General features: G+C 33.8%; 8 protein-coding genes. 2 read left to right on the top strand and 6 right to left on the bottom strand.

What is annotated here, in order from left to right:
• Together A3EM_RS0112980 and A3EM_RS0112975 are read right to left on the bottom strand one after the other, a co-directional pair.
• Positions 1-394 (bottom strand): TetR/AcrR family transcriptional regulator (locus A3EM_RS0112980; RefSeq protein WP_020528650.1); only part of this gene is annotated, 394 nt, incomplete at its 3' end.
• 225 nt (positions 395-619) lie between these two features.
• On the bottom strand, positions 620-1,615 hold the full coding sequence (locus A3EM_RS0112975; protein WP_020528649.1) for a dipeptidase: 996 nt from the start codon (positions 1,613-1,615) through the stop codon (positions 620-622).
• A gap of 232 nt (positions 1,616-1,847) precedes the next feature.
• Between A3EM_RS0112975 and A3EM_RS0112970 the strand changes: the two genes are divergently transcribed.
• Complete coding sequence (locus A3EM_RS0112970; protein WP_169513354.1) at positions 1,848-3,047, top strand: PQQ-dependent sugar dehydrogenase; 1,200 nt, start codon at positions 1,848-1,850, stop codon at positions 3,045-3,047.
• A gap of 164 nt (positions 3,048-3,211) precedes the next feature.
• Here the strand turns inward: A3EM_RS0112970 and A3EM_RS0112965 are convergent, their stop codons facing one another.
• Entirely contained in the window at positions 3,212-4,396 is a 1,185-nt protein-coding gene (locus tag A3EM_RS0112965) for a hypothetical protein (RefSeq protein WP_020528647.1), read from the bottom strand.
• 250 nt (positions 4,397-4,646) lie between these two features.
• On the opposite strand from A3EM_RS0112965, the gene A3EM_RS0112960 reads away from it, so the two are divergent.
• Positions 4,647-5,036, top strand: a complete 390-nt coding sequence (locus A3EM_RS0112960; RefSeq protein WP_020528646.1) for an iron chaperone — start codon at positions 4,647-4,649, stop codon at positions 5,034-5,036.
• A 62-nt stretch (positions 5,037-5,098) separates the two neighbouring features.
• Here A3EM_RS0112960 and A3EM_RS0112955 read toward each other — a convergent pair whose 3' ends face one another.
• From A3EM_RS0112955 to A3EM_RS0112940, 3 genes are read right to left on the bottom strand one after another with little or no spacing between them, the layout of a single operon-like run.
• A complete protein-coding gene (locus tag A3EM_RS0112955; RefSeq protein ID WP_020528645.1) occupies positions 5,099-8,164 on the bottom strand; it encodes an FG-GAP-like repeat-containing protein in 3,066 nt (1,021 codons plus the stop codon).
• 24 nt (positions 8,165-8,188) lie between these two features.
• Positions 8,189-10,939: a T9SS type A sorting domain-containing protein gene (locus A3EM_RS0112950; protein WP_083925224.1), complete on the bottom strand. Its 2,751-nt coding sequence runs from the start codon at positions 10,937-10,939 to the stop codon at positions 8,189-8,191.
• A 34-nt stretch (positions 10,940-10,973) separates the two neighbouring features.
• Positions 10,974-18,452, bottom strand: a complete 7,479-nt coding sequence (locus A3EM_RS0112940) for an FG-GAP-like repeat-containing protein (protein WP_020528642.1) — start codon at positions 18,450-18,452, stop codon at positions 10,974-10,976.
• Positions 18,453-18,574: the final 122 nt, after the last annotated feature.

The raw sequence follows: 18,574 nt of genomic DNA, 5'->3' as shown, positions 1-18,574 counted from the left end.
TTCCCCTTTGCATGGAAGCCATAAGAGAATCCCTAAAACAATTTTCCTTATGGTTGAGAAATAACTGCCATGCTTTCGGGTGGTACTTTTCCATATCTGATATAAATGTTGGATTAATCACCCTGAGTACTTTCTTGAAATACTCCATTGTCTGGATTAATTCATCAATAATATCTTTAGATTCAGACCTGAAGCGACAAATTTCCCTTTCCTGTTCTTTCAGCATTTTGCTGGTACATGTTACTACTATTTCATCTTTGTCTTTAAAAAATTGATAAATTGTTTTTTTGGAAATAGACAACTGGTTCGCCATATCATCCATGGTCACACTTTTTATCCCATACTCACGGAACATTTCAGTCGCCACTTCAATTATTCGTTCTTTTGTTTCCAATTTGTAGCTTTACCTCTGTTTGATTTGAATGCAAAACTATGGAAACTTTGAAATGTTTTAAAGTTTCCATAGTTTTTTTTAGGTGATTCTTTAATATTTTACACAAGAGGTAAGTTTTTAATGATGGGTAAACAATTTCTTACGATTAAATACAAACTAGCGTAAATGAAGGCTAAAAAATGGTTCTGGTTTCCTGAATAAATAACAAGGATTTCCAGAAAATGATTAAAAAATCTGGCTTTTTATAAATTTACATACATTCAGATAGCACAACTTTTCCAATTTTTCCATTTCCTCCTCCCCGACTTTTAAATGGTCAATGATTGAGGGATATTTTCCTGCATTTTCGTGTTCAGGATGAAAATAAGGGATTCTTTGAGGATCGTTTAAGGAACCGGTCCAAAAAAAGTCTGCCCCAAATGCCAAGTGATCTTCCAGGCCATTTGCCCAGCCAAACCTGATATGATTCTGTAAAGTGTAATGATGATCGTTATCCACAAAGGCTCTTACAAAGTTCATCCCCATCAATCCTTTTCGTTTTATGATCTCTCTTACCAATTCTTCAGGAAGATTTCTGGGATGATCCCAAATGTTTCTAAAATTTGAATGGCTGGCAATTACGGGAATGTCCAGTTGTTTTTGATCTATGAAGTTCAATAGATCAAAGGCCATTTTGTCGGAGGTATGAGAAAGGTCTACAGCGATCTTTTTTCCCGAAAGATACTCCAGCAAAATCTCTCCATCAGGTTTTAGGCCAACTTTACTGTAGTTTCCTCCACCAAACCGGTTTTCGGTATGGTGAGTAATTGTAATATAAAACAGCGGACCTGTTTGTTCAATGATTTGTTCAAGATTGAAAAAGGCCTGGTCCAGATGATCTTCTTCTTCGCAAATTCCTGAAGCATTTTCAATAGCCACCATCACAGCAGTTCCCGGAGTTTTAATTATTGAATTTAAATCATTCCTGGAATCCATGGGATAAATATGGTCTGAATAGACATTTAATATTTCCTTGTATTTTTCCGCCTGATGCCTTGCCTTTTTTACACTGCCCAAATTGGTGGTGGTAAAAATGGACAGCACCTGAAGTTTTACATTTCCCTTTTTCCAGAAGGGAATAGAACAACCAATATCCGAATCCATGGGAGTGCTTCCCTCCTTATTAATTAAATACGACAATAAATCACCATGAAGATCGAATACCGGAAATTGAGGAACCATTTTAATAAATTTTGAATTAGACCCAAAAGAGAAATTGATGTCAAATATCAATGGAATTCACCTAATACACACCTAATCCTTTATTTTATTCGCATTAAATAGTTACTTTGCAGCTGGTTTTTACTTAAAAAAAGAACTTAAAAGGAATTAGAATTCCTATTTTTTATTGGCACAATCCTAACTTATTATCATTCAATTATTAATTATTCATCACACATCACATAATTAAAAAATGATTAAAGTCTTACACATTTTATTATTAAGTATTTTAACAATGCTTATAGGTTGCCAGGTCAGCCAGCAAGTTCAGGAAGAAAAGGTTGTTTATTTTGAGGAACCCACAGATCTCAGTGCGGTAGTATCTTCAGCAAAACAGGATTATGTAATTGATACGCTTATAGAAGATTTGATGAACCCCTGGGGGATCGCTTTCTTACCCAATGGAAGTGTTTTAATTACAGAAAGAAGCGGAAAATTACTTTTGGTAAAAGATGGTAAAATTGCCAATGATTCCATTTATGGATTACCGGAAATTCTGGCAAAAGGACAAGGAGGGTTATTGGATATCAGGCTTCACCCTCAATATGAAGAAAATGGCTGGATATATTTTTCCTATTCCTCTCCGGGTGAAGAAGAGGGTTCTTCTAATACCGCAATTATGCGGGCAAAATTACAAGGGGATAGCCTGCTTGTAAATCAGGAAAAATTATTTCAGGCGCTTCCCTATAGTACAAAAGGCCATCACTTTGGGGACCGAATCCAGTTTGATGGAAAAGGGTTTATGTATTTTACCGTTGGAGACAGAGGAGACAGATCTAATCCACAAAACCTAAGTGTTCATTCAGGAAAAGTTCTCCGGTTGCATGATGATGGCAAAATACCACAGGATAATCCATTTGTAAATGTGGATACTGCCATGCATGAAATTTATTCTTATGGACACAGAAATCCTCAAGGCTTAGTATTAAATACAACAGATGGTACTATTTGGGAGCATGAGCATGGCCCACGAGGGGGAGACGAATTAAATATCATTGAAGCCGGGAAAAACTATGGATGGCCGGTAATTACCTACGGTATCAATTATGACAGTACAATTATTACCACGGATACCGTAATGGCAGGCATGGAGCAACCCATCACTTTTTGGAGACCATCAATTGCTCCCTGCGGAATGGCACTTGCCAATAGTGACAAATACCCCAACTGGAAAGGAAATTTACTGGTAGGTTCTTTAAAATTCAGGTACCTGAACAGAGTGGAAATTGAAAACGGGAAAGTGGTAAATCAGGAAAAATTAATTGACCAGATTGGAAGAGTAAGAGCTGTAGAAGAAGCGCCTGATGGCTACATTTATGCAGCTTTGGAAAGTCCTGGAATGATTGTAAGACTATATCCCATCAATGAGGAAAACACCACTCCTGAGCAATAAATTTCAATATCCCCATTTTAAGGGATTTAATTATTTATTATCTCAGGTAACTTTACATCATTAGAAGACTTTTCACAAGCGACAAAAAGGATTATAAAGCAGGAATCATTTTGATCCCTGCTTTTTTTATCTGATTTATCTGAAAATATATAAAGTAAAACCTTTTACAAGGTATCGAGGTCAAATGAATAAACATTACCCAAATCATCAGAGAAAAATATAAGTTTAGCTCTATCAGGTAAGAAGCTGGCTTTACTTGAAGTCACATCTCCGTTTTTCCCTTTTATTTTAGTTTTTAGTTGGATTAGTTCTTTAAATTCCCAACCATCATTTTTCTTCACAATTTCATTGACTGAAATATAATACCGGTTATCCTCCCGATCTTTCACGGAGTGAATTTCAAATATTTTTCCCGATTCAATATGATTAATAATTGGGCGGGTCGGACTTATTAGCTTGGTAAGATTTTGATAGGGAATATTGGTCCATTTTCCTTTTTTATCTCTTACCCGCAACACAAACTGAGGATGATTGATTTTGTCTACACTGTTTTTGGTAACTACTGCCATTTCTCCATTTTCAAACACAGTAGCGTTCAAATGATCATCCGCATTATTATCCCCCTCCTGCACAATTATCGGTTCTGACCAGTGATCAGGACTGTCCTTATCATAGTGAATTCGCTCCATGATGGACTGGGTATCCTGATTAGACCAGATAACGGATACCTGATTTTTTAGGCCGACTATTAAGGAAATATCGTCTTCATTAATGTTTTCCGCTATTGTAAATGGATCTGACCAATCCTTCCCATTAGAAGATTGCCAAACCATAATTTTTTCATTAGCATCTGCACAAACCCAATACCGGCCTTTAGAATCCTGAGTAATGGTAGCTGTTTCCATAGAATGGCAATCCTGTGGAATTGGGAGAAAAACATTCCATTGATGTTCGTATTGTTTGGTTTGGTTGGAATAAATCAATTGAGCCACATTCAACACACAGTCTCCAACTAAAACAATAGTTGCCACATTCTCCACACTCCAAACATCTGCTCTGCCTGGTAAGGAATATAAGGCCTGATTTACGTCAGGTTGACTCACCCACCCTGAAGTTTCCTTCTTTAATAATTTAGGTCCATCTTCATCCCCCACCATAATCCATTGCCCCTCATCAGTTGTCCATGATTTGGATTGGGGTTTATCTGCAGTGGCATCTCCATAGTTCACATGGAAGATAGGATCTAAATAAATTTCTGGGATGCCTTTTTTTTGAGCAAATGTATTCCCTACATTTAGTAAAAAACAAAAAAATGAAAAGACCAGAAGTGAACAGTTTTTTAGTTTCATATTGGGAGAATTTTGGCTGCAAAACTACTCTTTTAAATGGGGGAATGGGAAAGGTAATCCAGAATTGTAGTGTTAAATTTTGGAGGCTTTTAAAAATCAGTTACCTAACAACCTCCAAATCTTTCGCAAATGGTATTTATTATAATTATTTTTGTAGTAGTCCAAAGAAAAGGATTCTCTTGTGAGAATGATTAGATTTAACTAAAAGGTTTTACATAAGACCACTTCTTTAAGAAAAAATTGAAAACAAATGGCTAAAAAAGGACCAATGCCAGACTTCGATACGATTGATGATTATATCGCCAGTCAAACCGAAGAAGCGCAAATAGTTTTGCAAGAATTAAGATGTATTATCAAGGAAGCAGCTCCGGATGCAATTGAGGTTTTAAACTATAAGGTTCCTTCTTTTACATTAGTTCCGGGAGGAAAAAGGGATCAACAAATAATGATAGCCGGGTATGCAAAATTTGTAAGTTTCTACCCCTTTCCAACTACCGTGGAAGCATTTTCAAATGAACTTAAGGATTATAAGCAGGGAAAAGGTTCGATACAGTTTCCATTGGACAAACTCTTGCCCAAAGATTTGATCATTCGAATGGTAAAATTCAGAAGAGCGGAAATTTTGAGTAATTGGAAATGAACAAATCCTTAAAACTTTCAATGCTCGATCTGAAAATTAATTGACTAGTTTCCTAAAAATCACTAATCTACCAAAATTTTATGCACACTAGGATAATCCAAAAATTTCAGGAAATACAATCCTTGCTTTAATTGGATATTTTCAATTTCATCTTCCATTTTCTTACTGAGTAGCTTATTTCCTTGTACATCATAAATTTCAAAAACTACGTTTTGTGGAGCTTTTATGGAAAATGGTTGATTAGGTCTTACAGGGTTTGGATAAACCTGAATTAGACTATTTCCATACTCATCCTCTAATCCGGTTACCGCATTTATCACCAACAATCCATTTTGGAAAGTTATAGTATAATTTTTATCCTCTGCACCACTTACATTGATAGTATACTCCCCCGGACTAAGAGGAACGCTTTCTTCTTCGATTTTAATAGATGGTTTTTTATCCAAATCGGATTCATTATCCCCATTTACAAACCCATCAAAGGTATAATTCAATTCAGGTATTAGATTCCCCTCATTTATTTCAATATCTGATGCAATAATTTTTAGTGGAGCCGCCTTTACTTCCATTATGCCATTCTGTAGGCTAATGATATAGTTTCTATCACTGCCTCCAGTAAGGATAATAGGAAATAAACCTACATCTGAGGTATCATCAGCTGATGTGGAAATGGTGGGTAATTCATCAATATGATATTTTGTATCGTATCCCCGTAAGGAATCGAATGAAAATGTTAGTTCAGGAACTTCTTCACCATATATTTTTGAAATGGTATCTGCCTTAATTAGAAGTGGCACCTTATTTATCGTTAAAGTAGTATCTGAACTTCCAGTATATGTCTTATCTTTAATTTTTACCGATACATTATAAGTTCCTGCTTCCAGAGGCAAAAGTTCGGAATCGTTATATAAAACCGTATAAGCCAAGTGTGAAGGATTTATTGAAACAAGGCTATCAATGGGTTTACCATTATAATCCCATTCCAAACCTGAAAATGTTATTTCTCCATTCAATTTATTGGTAAGTATATTAATCTGATTTGCAAAACTTCCTGATGTGGTAACTATATCCATTAAACCATCTTTATTATAATCAAGAGGAAAAACGTCATCAACACTAAACCATTCTTCAGTCACAAATCTTCGGGGGGTAATAATACTATCTGTTTCTACATTATAGTACTCTAATTTATAGGTTGGAAATACGATTTCCACTTTATTGTCACGATCCACATCCAGAACAACTTCTCCCGAAGATCTTGGTCTCGGGAAACGATGTAGCTCATTGGAGAAAATTTCTGTTTCAGATGCAAATAAAACTGCGCCTTCCTCATACTGACGAGTTTCTGGATTTACAAAAGTCACCACCAAATCGTCAAATCCATCTTGGTTAAAGTCACCTGTATTAATATAGACAACATCTTTTAGTATTATTTCCTTTACATTTTTAAATGTACCGTCTCCTATTCCAGATAATAAGGTTATTTTGTCCAAATAATAATTATAATAAACCAGGTCGATTATGGAATCATTATTAAAATCAAGCGGTTTTGCATCGGTACTATAGTAATCAAATTTATGAGCAAGATTGAAACTGTCATTAGCCAAATTTAAAAAGACCCCTTCTAAGCCTAAAATATCATAGTATCCGTCTTTATTAAAATCAACTTTCGTTGTTGTAATCCCATAATTAAAATTACTTTCACTTAGGTTAATAAATTGAAATTCACAATTCCCTTTATTAAAAAAATACCCAGGGTCATCTCCTTTTTCCAAAATGTCTAATAATCCATCATTATTCAAGTCTACCAAACCAACATCTCTATTAAGTTCAATACCCATATAATTTTTTATAAATGAAAAACTTCCATCAATATTCCCCTTATAAATTGAAATATAGTCTCTGTGAAAATTGGCAGTTACTATGTCGAAAACTCCATCATTATTGATATCTCCAATATCCAGTTTATTAAAATCATTCCAGATAAATATTTCCCGATAGGAATAAAAATCAAATTCTTCATTTAGAAAAAACTGGTTCATTTTACCATAATAGGGGGTTCCCATTAAAAAACCTTTCCTCCCAATTTTAGTAAGATCCGAAAATCCAAAATAAATTATCGGATGGTTTGTCCATTCTTCACTTGTAGTTTGGTGTTTAAACCCTCTTTTCCCATCACTTTTAAATAAGGTAATTTTCAATAGCCTTTTATCATGATAATATGAGGAAACCATTATATCCTTAAAGCCATCTTCATTGTAATCATCTATCACAAAATCCAGATCGGAAAAAAACTCGGTAGAAACCCATTTTTCAGCATCTTCAAACTCCCTATTGTCACTACCATAAATAATTTGAATTTGATTTTCTTCCGCAAATACAATCACACAATCTAACTTTCCATCCTCATCCAAATCATCTATTTCAATATTGATGGGATTGAATTCAAATAGCATATCAACTGGAGAAGAAAACCCATTATTGTTTCCGTAATAAATGGAAACCATTTTACCATTTTTACAAACCACTAATAAATCCACAAAGCCATCTCCGTCCATATCTCTTATTTCAATATCATTGGGGATAGCTCCGGTGCTAATTTCAATTGGGTCAGATAAGAGTTTTTCCTTATCGAAATAAAATAATGAAATGGAATTTCCTTCTTCATTTATCACTACCAAATCATTTAAACCATCCCCATTGAAATCTTGAGCCATACTTTTTTTAGGCTTTTTACCAGTGGAAAAAAATACAGGTCCCTCAAACTCTAAATCCCCTTTATTAATCTGTACTCCAATTCGATTATTTTCAAAGTCTGAAAAAATAATATCCTTAAATTTATCATTGTTTATATCATCCAGAAGTATATGGTTGATAGTAGATTCAGTTTTCGTATCAACAACAAAAGGTGGATTTAGAAAACCCGAATCATTGGCTACTATGGATATAAAATCTTTATTTTTAAATGCGGTTACCACTTCTTCGTAGCCATTGTTATTTAAGTCTGCAATTGCATAGGCACTGGGTTCAGTACTTAAATCAATATTGATAATCCTGTCATACTTTTGCCCGAACACCTTTAAACCAGACAAAATTATAAGAATGGAAAAGGTAAATTTTAATTTCATGTTGATATTAAATTTCTTTTAAACTTAGTCTATCATCAATTTCACTGAAGATTGATAATGATTCAGTTTTAGTTTGATGATATACATACCCTTTATCCAATTTCCCAACTGGATATTTTTTTGAATTTGTTTCTTATTTTTTACAAAAGAATCTGAACTAATAATTTTCCCTGTAACATCTAAAATTTGAACTTCTACCTTGCCTGTCAGGTCATTATTGATATAAACCTGAAAATGATCTTTTGCAGGGTTTGGAAAAATCGCAACCTGATCTTGATGACCAGAAAACTTGTCGATGCCTGTAACCTGAAATGAACTTACCTCAACTTTTACATGTACAGTATCACTTTCCCCTTTGCTATCAGAAATTACGACTGGAACTACGATTGTTCCAGAAAAATTTGAATTGGGTAAAATTGTAGAATCCTCTGCAGTATAGTTATCCCCTTCCAAAATTTTTAAGGTAAAATCTTCTGGAAAACTATCATCATAATCGGTCACTATAAAGTCATTTAAAGACAAGTTGATTGCTTCCCCATCTTCTGAAAAAAGAGAGTCAATTAATGAGATAGCTTGTGGTGGGTTATTTTCTAAATTAATCTTTGCTATACCCGAGTATGGTACACCATCTACCTCAGTAAATCGGCCTGAAACAAGTATTGTAGAACTATCAATTTTGTGAATTTTATTTATAATATCATTAAACCCAAATCCAAAATGCTGATTTACATTTCCATCAATTCTGGTTCTGGCGATACTATTTCTTTCAAATGCATTAAATTGATTAAACCTTCCTCCAACCAACAATTCATTTTGACTGAGCGCAACAAGACTTTTACAAACCGGAGAAGTATATCCATAATTTGAGGTATATCCCAGATCCTTATCATTCAGACTTTCTCCTTTTAAGTCTGTAATGAATAATGGTTGATTTTCAACATTAGATAAAAAAGGATCTCCTCCAAATATTAGTTGGTTACCAATTTCAGCAGATGCCAGTATTTGTAAATCAGGTATTGAAAAATCAATATTAAAGGTGGAATCCCTTTTTCCAAAATGATCAAGTTTTAGTGCAAAACCTGCTTTCTTTTGTTCATCATATCCAGATACAATAATGCCACCATCATCGGTAAGATGAGCAGTGTTTACCTTGTAAGAGGGAAGAATTTCCCCAAAGGAATTAAAAGTATAATCCCTTTTCCCATCAGGATATAATCTAAAAATTCCCCTTTGGTTATCTATTCCTATATTACCAGCCAGCGCAATCGTACCATTTTCCATTATAAGAATTTCCTTTACCGTAGAGGATGGAAACTTGAAAGTGGAGTCAAAAGTACCATCTTTCAAAAGTCTAATAATCCCCCCATTGCGTTGGTAATTACTATCAACCCATGATATACTTCCTCCAATTAAAATTTTTCCATCCTCCTGTACTTCGATGTCATTTATTTCTCCAATGGAAATATCTAGAGAATCAAATTTTGGATTGAATTCACGATCAAGGCTTCCATCGGGGTTTAATCTAACAAGCTTGTTAACTTTTTCACCATTGACATCAGTCATTTCTCCACCTACTATTACTTTTCTGTCCTTCTGAGTGAAAACTGCAGTAATATCGGGACTTCCACCCAGGTTTACATATTTTTCATTAAGTATTCCTTCAACCGATAAACTTGCCAATCCGGTTATTCCCAGTTTATTAAACTCATTAAAACTACCAGAAACAATTACCTCTTCTCCCTGAACCTCCATGTTTAAAAAGTTTTGATAACTAAATTGAGAAAATTTGGCAACTGGAAATGATTTATCTATCGATCCATCTGCGTTAAGTCTGGCTAATACATTTTTATCTGGACTTTCATTATTACTCCCATAAAGCATTATTTTCCCATCTTTGAGTACTTCTATATCAAACACGCCTCTGGATACGACATTAGGGGTACTGCCTAAAACAAATGTAGAATCCCTTGAACCATCCCGGTTTATTCGTATTAAGCCTCCTGGTGATTGAATTTCATTGAATTGAGTAAATATTCCCGCCATCAAGACTTTGCCGTCCTCCTGGCTTTCTATTTCGTGCACTGTACCTGTTATAGTACCATAGTTTTGAAAATCAGTATCTGCTACCCCATTAGAATTAAGCCTTACAACCCCAGCCACATTTTTGTCATTAATTTCATAAATCCCACTAACCAAGATTTTATCATCTACAGTTTCTCTGAATTGAGCCTTCCACCCTCCTTCTACAAAATTCAGGAAAAATGAACTGTCTACAGATCCATCCCGGTTTACCATTATAATTCTTTTGCCACCGTAAAGGTATCCAACCATTAAAATTTTATTAAATGCAGTACCACATGAGGAAATATTTCTAATATCGTAGGTTAAATTGAAATCTTCATTTATACTTCCATCATTATTTAGCATTAACACACGGTTGTTATCCCGAAATAACAATGTGCTATCATCTACTACTACAATATCGTAATCAAAAGTTCTATCCTTTATAGGATAGGGAAAGTTAAAAGTAGTATCTAAAGAAAAGTCATTATTTAACCTGATTAATCCATTAACAGGTTTTTGATCTACAAACCATAAATCGTATCCAAGTAAATAAATTTTACCATCTGGCTGTACCTCCATGTTACCAATAATTGGATTACCTCGAATAATTGGCTTAAACTCTTCCACCAAACTTTGTGAAAAAGTATCTAAGAAACGAAAACTAAAGAATAGAAAAATGAATATCTTTAGAATAATGAAATTGGTTCTCATTGTAAGTGCTGTAGTTTAGTTATCTCTGTGATTGCTATTTTTTTAAGAGTTTAAAACTTTTCATTAAATCCTTTGAAGAAATGGAAAGCGTATAAAACCCTTTAGGCAAATCGGAAATATCAAGTCGATAGAGGTCTTCAGTATTGGATTTTATTTCTTTCTCGTAAACATTTCTTCCCAAATTATCAAAAATGGAAAATTTCAGGTCATTAAACTGAGTTCTTGTCAATTCTACATTAAAAAAAGATGTTATCGGATTAGGATATATTATTATTTGTCCTAAATTTTCCTGATCAATTATCCCAAGAATATCATTACCTCCGGCTATAATTGTTGAATTACCAATAATAACAATGGCGTTTTTTTCTTCAGCATCCTCCTTTATTGAAAAAATGTATGGTTCAGGTTCATTAGGAAGTCCCTCATAATCAATCATTAAATAATAATTTCCTATCCTCAGATTATTGAATTCAAAGTATCCATCATTTTCTGAGTGAGTAACTTGTATTAATTGATCCTTTTCTCCTAAAAGCAAATAAATTTTTACCCCTTCTACCGGCTCTCCCGAATCCTGGTGTATATCAGTAATTCTTCCTCCAGAATTATCTTTACTTTTGTAGACAAAACCACTTATCCTTTTATTTCCCTTTTGGATTGAATCTGAAATAGCCATACAAAGCATATTGATATAAATATCCTCAGTTACATGGATGGTATCAGCATCACTTTCTACTATTTTCCTATCATAAAAAGTATCGAAAAAATCCGGAAATTTTGTTTCATCAATATCCAAAAACAAACTATATTTTCCTGGCACCAAATCAGAAAATTGATATTGGTGGTTCGAGGATAATTCTATTGAAGCTATCTCTTTTTTTGTGTTATTCCCTTCTTGATATTTAAATAATAATAAATTTCCTTCCTGAATTTTTTCCCCATAAGTAGTCTGTACTATACCTCTAATCGAAAAACCTGTATCTTTCAAATCTTTTACCCTGATTATAAAGTTTTTCTCAAAAGTATTGTCCAGGCTGTCTATGGCTTCAACCTTTATTAAAAACTTATTTTGTTCTTCATAGTCTAATTCAGATGCAGTAAAAAGGGTATCGTTTCTTAAAATGAAACGAGAATTATCATTTTGCACCGCAGAATCACTTAACTTAAATGTATGCAGATATTTACTTCTGGAATAATCTACTGATAAAATTCCAATTGGTGTATTTAAAGGTACATTTTCCTCTATTTCGGCATTAGTCAAAGAAATATTAGTCAATTCAGTCCCAAATGCTTCCAGATCAAAAATTGAAATTCCGTGAGGATGAGTAATATTAGGGTTTTCATAGCCCGAAACCATAAGGAATTGTTTGTAACGAGCCTGAACCTGCCCTAATCCATGATTTTGGCGAGTATTGGTACTTTTTATTTTTTTATATTCTTCCCAATTTCCATCATTTTTTTTGTAAACATATACAGCTCCTGAATTGGGATAAATGTCATTATCATTCCGCACTGGAACTGTAATCAAACCATCTTCAATTTCAACCTGCTCTCCAAATTTTGAATTATATTGCTGTAAACTCAATGATGCTGTATGCTCCCATCCATTCTCACCTTTTTCAAAAAGATAAATCGATGAACCTCCACCTACCACAATAACATTATTTTCTATAGCTACTGATTTTCCGTAAGTTACATAGATGGAATCCATAATACCCAGTCTTACCTCCTGTTCAAACTGCCAGTTATCATTTTTATAATTGAATAAAAATACATTTCTTGACCAACTAGAAGCTGCAACTAAAATATCTCCATCCAAATCGAAATCATTTATGTATTTAGAAAGTTCTTCCGGTATTTCAGTTGATGACTTTAATTGCCATTCCTGATTTACATATTCATAAGTGTAAATTTCACTTAAATTTTTTTGGGAATTATCCGTAAAAACTACCAGTCGATTCTCCTGGAATTCAAATTCTTTTATTCTGTTATAATGATAGGGATTGTCATTTCCTGGTAAAAGAATTACCCCTGTTGAATCCCAGGTATTTGTGCCGGATTTATAAAACAAGTGTATATTATTATTTCCCTCTCCGGTTATTCCAAAATGATCCTGGAAAAGATTTATATTTTGTCCTAATCTTTTCTTTTCATCATTCTTAATAATATAATTAGGAATCCATGTGTTTTTCTGTTGTTTTTCATAAATCAATATTTCAGAAACATCAAAAGGATCACCTGTTGTAGTAACAGCGTAGTTTCCATAAATATCCATTCCATCCCCAAAGCCAATATCATTTCCTTTACTAAATGAAGTTAGTTCAAATTCCCCTATAGCATCACCTTTATTAATCACGCTTATCAAGAAATCCTTCTCAATTGAATTTCCCTTTTGATCAGTACTTTTTACACGGATACTAAAATGCTCATTTGACTCAAAATCAATAGGGACTTCTACTATAAGAGAATCGCCAGAAATAGAAAATACATTGTTATGAAAGTCGCCTTTTCCGGAAACCAATTCATAGGTGTGTAATTCCTGAACATCCGGATCGTCTGTAAATAAGGTGGCAATTTTTTTGCCCAAAGTTATGTTTTCTGGTACAAGCGGTTCTTTTAGAAACAACCCTGAAGGAGGCTGATTTCCAGAAAGGGTATCTATTTTATCTAAATTATAAAAATACCCATAGTTCTTTCTTTTATAATCCTGTGTAATTTCTCTTCCTCCAATAACCAGTACATCTCCATCAGCATCTACTCCTTCAGTAAAAAATAATTCATTTAAACTATTACCATAAGGATAAAAAATCTTTTGCCTTACCCACTGCCCATCTGTTTTTTTGTATGCATAAACCATAGATTTACCATTTCTATAACTAAGGTTTACCGCTGAAGTACCTACAAATGCCCATTCATTATTTAGAACCACAGTTTTCCCAAAACCTCTTCCTTCAATCGTATCATTCGAAAATAAATGCGCCTCCTGATTCCATTTCCCGTCTGTTTTAGAATAAATAAATGCTGAGCCAGATATTGATCCTTTATGGGTTTTATCTAATTCTGAACCTACTATAATTGTATTCTCTTCAATAGCCAGAGACGTTCCAAATTTTGAATTTTCATTTAAGGGAAAATCAGGTTTAAGTTCCTGGTTTTCTACCCAATTCTTACCATCATATTCAAAAACATAAACTTTTGATTCATAAAGTCTTTCTGCAGATTTTAGAGAATAAGAGGCAATAACAGCAGTTTTCCTATACAATGCCACTTCATAACCAAATTGTTGTTTATCAAACCCGTCACTAGGCTGAAGTTCAGCCACTTCCACCCATTGTGAGGAAGAATCAGAAATTACAAACTCATAAATAAAAGCAGAACCAGATCCACTATTTTCATTTGGGCTTCCAATAAGGGCGAAGTTTTGATCTATTGCAATGGAATGACCAAACTTTGAGTAAAATCCTTTATCAACAAAATTATTCAGCATCCATTTTTCTCCTTTTCTCTCATAAAATGAAACTTCTCCTTCCTCACTTGCACCAATAATCAGGTGATTTCCTTCAATGTCCAGAGCGGACCCATATTCTGAATAGGTTTTGGGTTTATGTGACTGCAAATGTTGCAGTAGTTCCCAACCATCATTCAGTAAACCTCTTTTATAAATAAAGACTTCCCCAATTGAAGAGTCGGTGGTACCATATCCCCGTGGATATGCCATTACGGCATAATTACCTGAAACTTTCACCCTATTTTCATAACTATTCGATTCCCTCTTCTGATTGATGGAAACCCTATATTCATCTCCTTTAAAGCCTTCTTTTAACTGAACCTTAAATACTTTTTCAACCCACCCTTCACTTTGGTCGTTCACTCTTACTCTTATCGAACACAATTCCTTATTCATTGGGAATTTTTTTGCAACAAAAAGTTTATCTTCTTCAATGTAGAAAAAATCGTTATCCTCATTTCCGTTTCCTTCCACAAGGGTATATAAATGTGTGTCAATGGAATCAGCATTTTCGGCAGAAAAATAGCCTATAAGAGTAGCGGGAAAACTATTTGCAAAAGTTATAGAACTAGAGAGAAAAATGTCTGTAGGCTTTTCCTTAAGGTCTATTACATTAATATTGATTATTTTTTCATATTCAAATCCACTTTTTGAGATAAGGACTCGAATTGAATACTTTGATTTCTTCTCAAAATCTAACTCACTTGCGGTAACCAGTTTATTACCAGATATTTTGAAATGCACATTATCTTCATCTCCCTCACCATTTACAAACTGATATTGAATATCAGACTCGGATGTTGAAAAAGTATAAAAAGTCGCCACTTCACTTCCAATTTCACTATTTTCTTCGATGTCAGCATTTGGCAATAAAGCTCCTGGTGGGATATAGGTAATTTCTTCAGAAAATGGAGAGGATTGGTAAACACCATCAATTGCCTGTACAGAAATATGATAAATGGTATCTTTTAAATCTGTTAATTCAAAGAAAGGTTGATAACCTGCGTTGCCGGGTTCAGCTACAAGTCTTTGTCCTGAAGGCAAAGATTGAGAAGACATTACCAGATTATCTCCAACACGAATAGAAAGATTATAACTGATTAAATTTTGTGAAGATTCCGCATCTTCCGACTTTTCCCATGTAAATTTAATTTTTTTATGATCCTGGTTAAATTCATAGCTTAATCCTTCAGGTACTGTGGAAATAGTATTTCTAATTGTAGAGTTATTCCTATAAATGCCCAAATTATTTCCAAAATTTCTGTCATTATCAGGATGTAGCAAATCCATATCCCCATCCAAATCATAATCTGCCCATAACCCAGGACCTAATGCCTCATAATAATCGATCTTACTTTTCTTTAAAATTCCATCCTTAATTTCAAAAATAATGTTTTTAATATCCCTTTCAGGCTTATAACCAGAAAAGAAAAGTTCTAACTGACCATCATTATTGATATCTACCCATTTTAGTTTTGCCTTATAATTATCATAAAAAGAAAACATTCCCAGAGCGGCTTCTTCTAATTCCACTACTTCAAAATTTCCATCATTATTCTGATATACTTTTAGCTGCATTTGTTCACCATCCTGATAATAGTTACCGCAAAAGGCCAAATCTAAATCTCCATCTGCATCAAAATCACCCCAATCCGATTCTCCATATCTCAGCCCCTGTAATTCAATTCCTGAATATTCAAAAACACCATTGTTATTTTTTAAAAGTCGACCATACAGGGTTCCTGAATATTTCCCTGAAATAAAAAGGTCTTTATCTCCATCATTGTCATAATCTCCCCATGAAATTCCTCCCTTATGAATATTCGGAATATCAGTTTCTTTTTCATAGAAGTAACCATTTATATTTTCGTAGAAAAAGGAGTTTGGAAAGCTCCACTCCCCAATTATTCCATTCATAAAAACATCAAGGTCACCATCCCTATCGTAATCAATCCAGGAAACATTTCCCGAATAATCAAGGGGTTTTATTCCTAAAGCTAATCGTTCAAAACTTCCATCATTGTTCACCAATACACCTTTGGTAGTTAAAACATCAAGATCTCCATCCAAATCGAAATCCCCCCATTTTACATCCCCTCTCAAATCAGTCGCTAAACGAGTTTGGGAAAATCTCCCATTTTCATTGGTATATAAATCAATTATTCTAATAACATCTGGTAAATCGCCACTTATCACCAAATCCAGATCTCCATCTTTATCATAATCGCCCCAATCGGCTTCGGCATATTTGTACACAGGAATTTCCAGAAATACTGATTCAAAAGACCGGGGAGGATATTGATAAATTTCTCCAAAAGGAGACTCTTCATTACTTTTTTTCACTTTAAGCTGGTAATAATATACCTGGTTGGGTAGTATTTCTTTATCCGTATATTCGCTTATAGCTGGATTAAGCTTCAATTCCCGAAAGTTCTCTGAAAAATCAGCTGAAGTGCTTTTTTGTAAAATTATTTCTGCAGCATCTATTGATTGATTTTCCCAAGTAATTTTGATTTCTCCGGAATTTATGGTTGTAAAAGTCACGTTTCTTGGAGCTATCAGCCCCTCATTTACTCGCCATAGCTCCCTCCCTTTAACGCCATCATTTCCTGTAAAAAAAAGCCTGTTTTTAAAATTAAATAACTGATCAATTCCAGCTTTATCAGCTTTACCGTCCTTATATAAATCAATATAAAGCTTCGTTCCTTCAGTAGTCCCATCAGTTTCCCAAAGCTCATTGCCATGGATTCCATCCTGCGCAACAAAATAGACTTTATTATTTACCTTGGTTAATAATCTTGCTTCACTTCCATTTTCTCCGGGGAATATATCTTTAAGAATTACTGTATTTTCTTCCGTTCCATCACTTTTCCAAATCTCGTGTCCATAAGCCTTAGTCTGAACAGAAAAGAACAGATGATCCTCTAGACCAACCAATTCTTTAATTTCGAAGGAGAATGATTTTATTTTTTCTATCCCTGTACCTTGTAAATTCACTTTAAATAAACCATAGCTATTTTCAGCATCTTTAGCCGTAAAATAAAATTGGTTTTTAAAAAATGTAAAATGTTTTGGCCCCGAATCTTCCTCTCCCTGGTAAATGTCTGATACCAATGAGGTACCCTCTGGTGTTCCATCTGTCTTCCATAATTCTAAACCTTTTTCTACATCATTACCAGAAAAGTACAACAGCCCATTATATTCGATATAATTCGTTTTGGTTCTATAATCTTTATTTTTCTTCAGCCTTGTTACAACAGCAGTTCCCTCTGTGGTGCCATCAGTCTTCCAAAAACTCCTGTGTACTGAATCTTCATTTGCCACAAAATAAACATCTTCATTATATTTATAAAAATCCGTTGGTCTGCTACTTGAAACAACTCCCGCTCCTATATCTTTAATCAGGTCAACTTTTTTCTCTTCCACATCCAAATACCACAATTCATTTCCTATGGGATAAACATGCCCAGAAAAAATATATCTATTACCTACTCTTTTTGCCACATTTAATTCACTTTCTGGCAAAATCTGTTGACCGTTATACTCAAAAGCAGGAAAAAGTGTATCGATGGTTAAACTTATCGGATTTACTGCATGTACTTTCACAATAGTATTATTACTACCAGCTCTTACCAAATACCGATTTTCAATAAAACCATGCTGAGAAAAATAATATTTTACCTCACCAAATAATTCCTGGTGTACTCTTTTTGTATTCCATTTAGTTCCATCACTCAAATAAAGGCTTTCTTTATCTGATAAAGAATCAGTTTGGTTAAGCAAATGTTCCATTGAAAGGAAAAAGTAATCATCCGCTTTAATAATACTCCCAATTTTTGTCCCATTATTTCCTTTTGTAAAATCCTGAATCAAGGTAATATTTTGAGCATTAACAAAATGGGCAAAAAAAGAAATAAAAAACACCACCTTTAGCTTTCTATAAACTGAAAAGCCAATAAATGGGAGAAATACTAATTTGGGTAAGAAGGAAATTAAATTGGTATACATATAGTAGAAAAGAAATGAGAATATAAATCTCAAAATTATTTATTCATATCATAGCCTTTGGAGAATATCATATGACCCATATTTATCCAAAGGATATAATTACAATTATACTATAGACATAC

It is taken from the genome of Flexithrix dorotheae DSM 6795 (assembly GCF_000379765.1).
Classification (GTDB): Bacteria; Bacteroidota; Bacteroidia; order Cytophagales; family Flammeovirgaceae; genus Flexithrix; species Flexithrix dorotheae.
This window is presented reverse-complemented; position numbering and strand designations above follow the sequence as displayed.

Bases quoted from the DNA above. Each gene is read 5' to 3' on its own strand.
- A3EM_RS0112970 (WP_169513354.1), top strand. From the start codon at position 1,848: ATGATTAAAGTCTTACACATTTTATTATTAAGTATTTTAACAATGCTT.
- A3EM_RS0112965 (WP_020528647.1), bottom strand. From the start codon at position 4,396: ATGAAACTAAAAAACTGTTCACTTCTGGTCTTTTCATTTTTTTGTTTT.
- A3EM_RS0112955 (WP_020528645.1), bottom strand. From the start codon at position 8,164: ATGAAATTAAAATTTACCTTTTCCATTCTTATAATTTTGTCTGGTTTA.
- A3EM_RS0112950 (WP_083925224.1), bottom strand. From the start codon at position 10,939: ATGAGAACCAATTTCATTATTCTAAAGATATTCATTTTTCTATTCTTT.
- A3EM_RS0112975 (WP_020528649.1), bottom strand. From the start codon at position 1,615: ATGGTTCCTCAATTTCCGGTATTCGATCTTCATGGTGATTTATTGTCG.
- A3EM_RS0112960 (WP_020528646.1), top strand. From the start codon at position 4,647: ATGGCTAAAAAAGGACCAATGCCAGACTTCGATACGATTGATGATTAT.
- A3EM_RS0112940 (WP_020528642.1), bottom strand. From the start codon at position 18,452: ATGTATACCAATTTAATTTCCTTCTTACCCAAATTAGTATTTCTCCCA.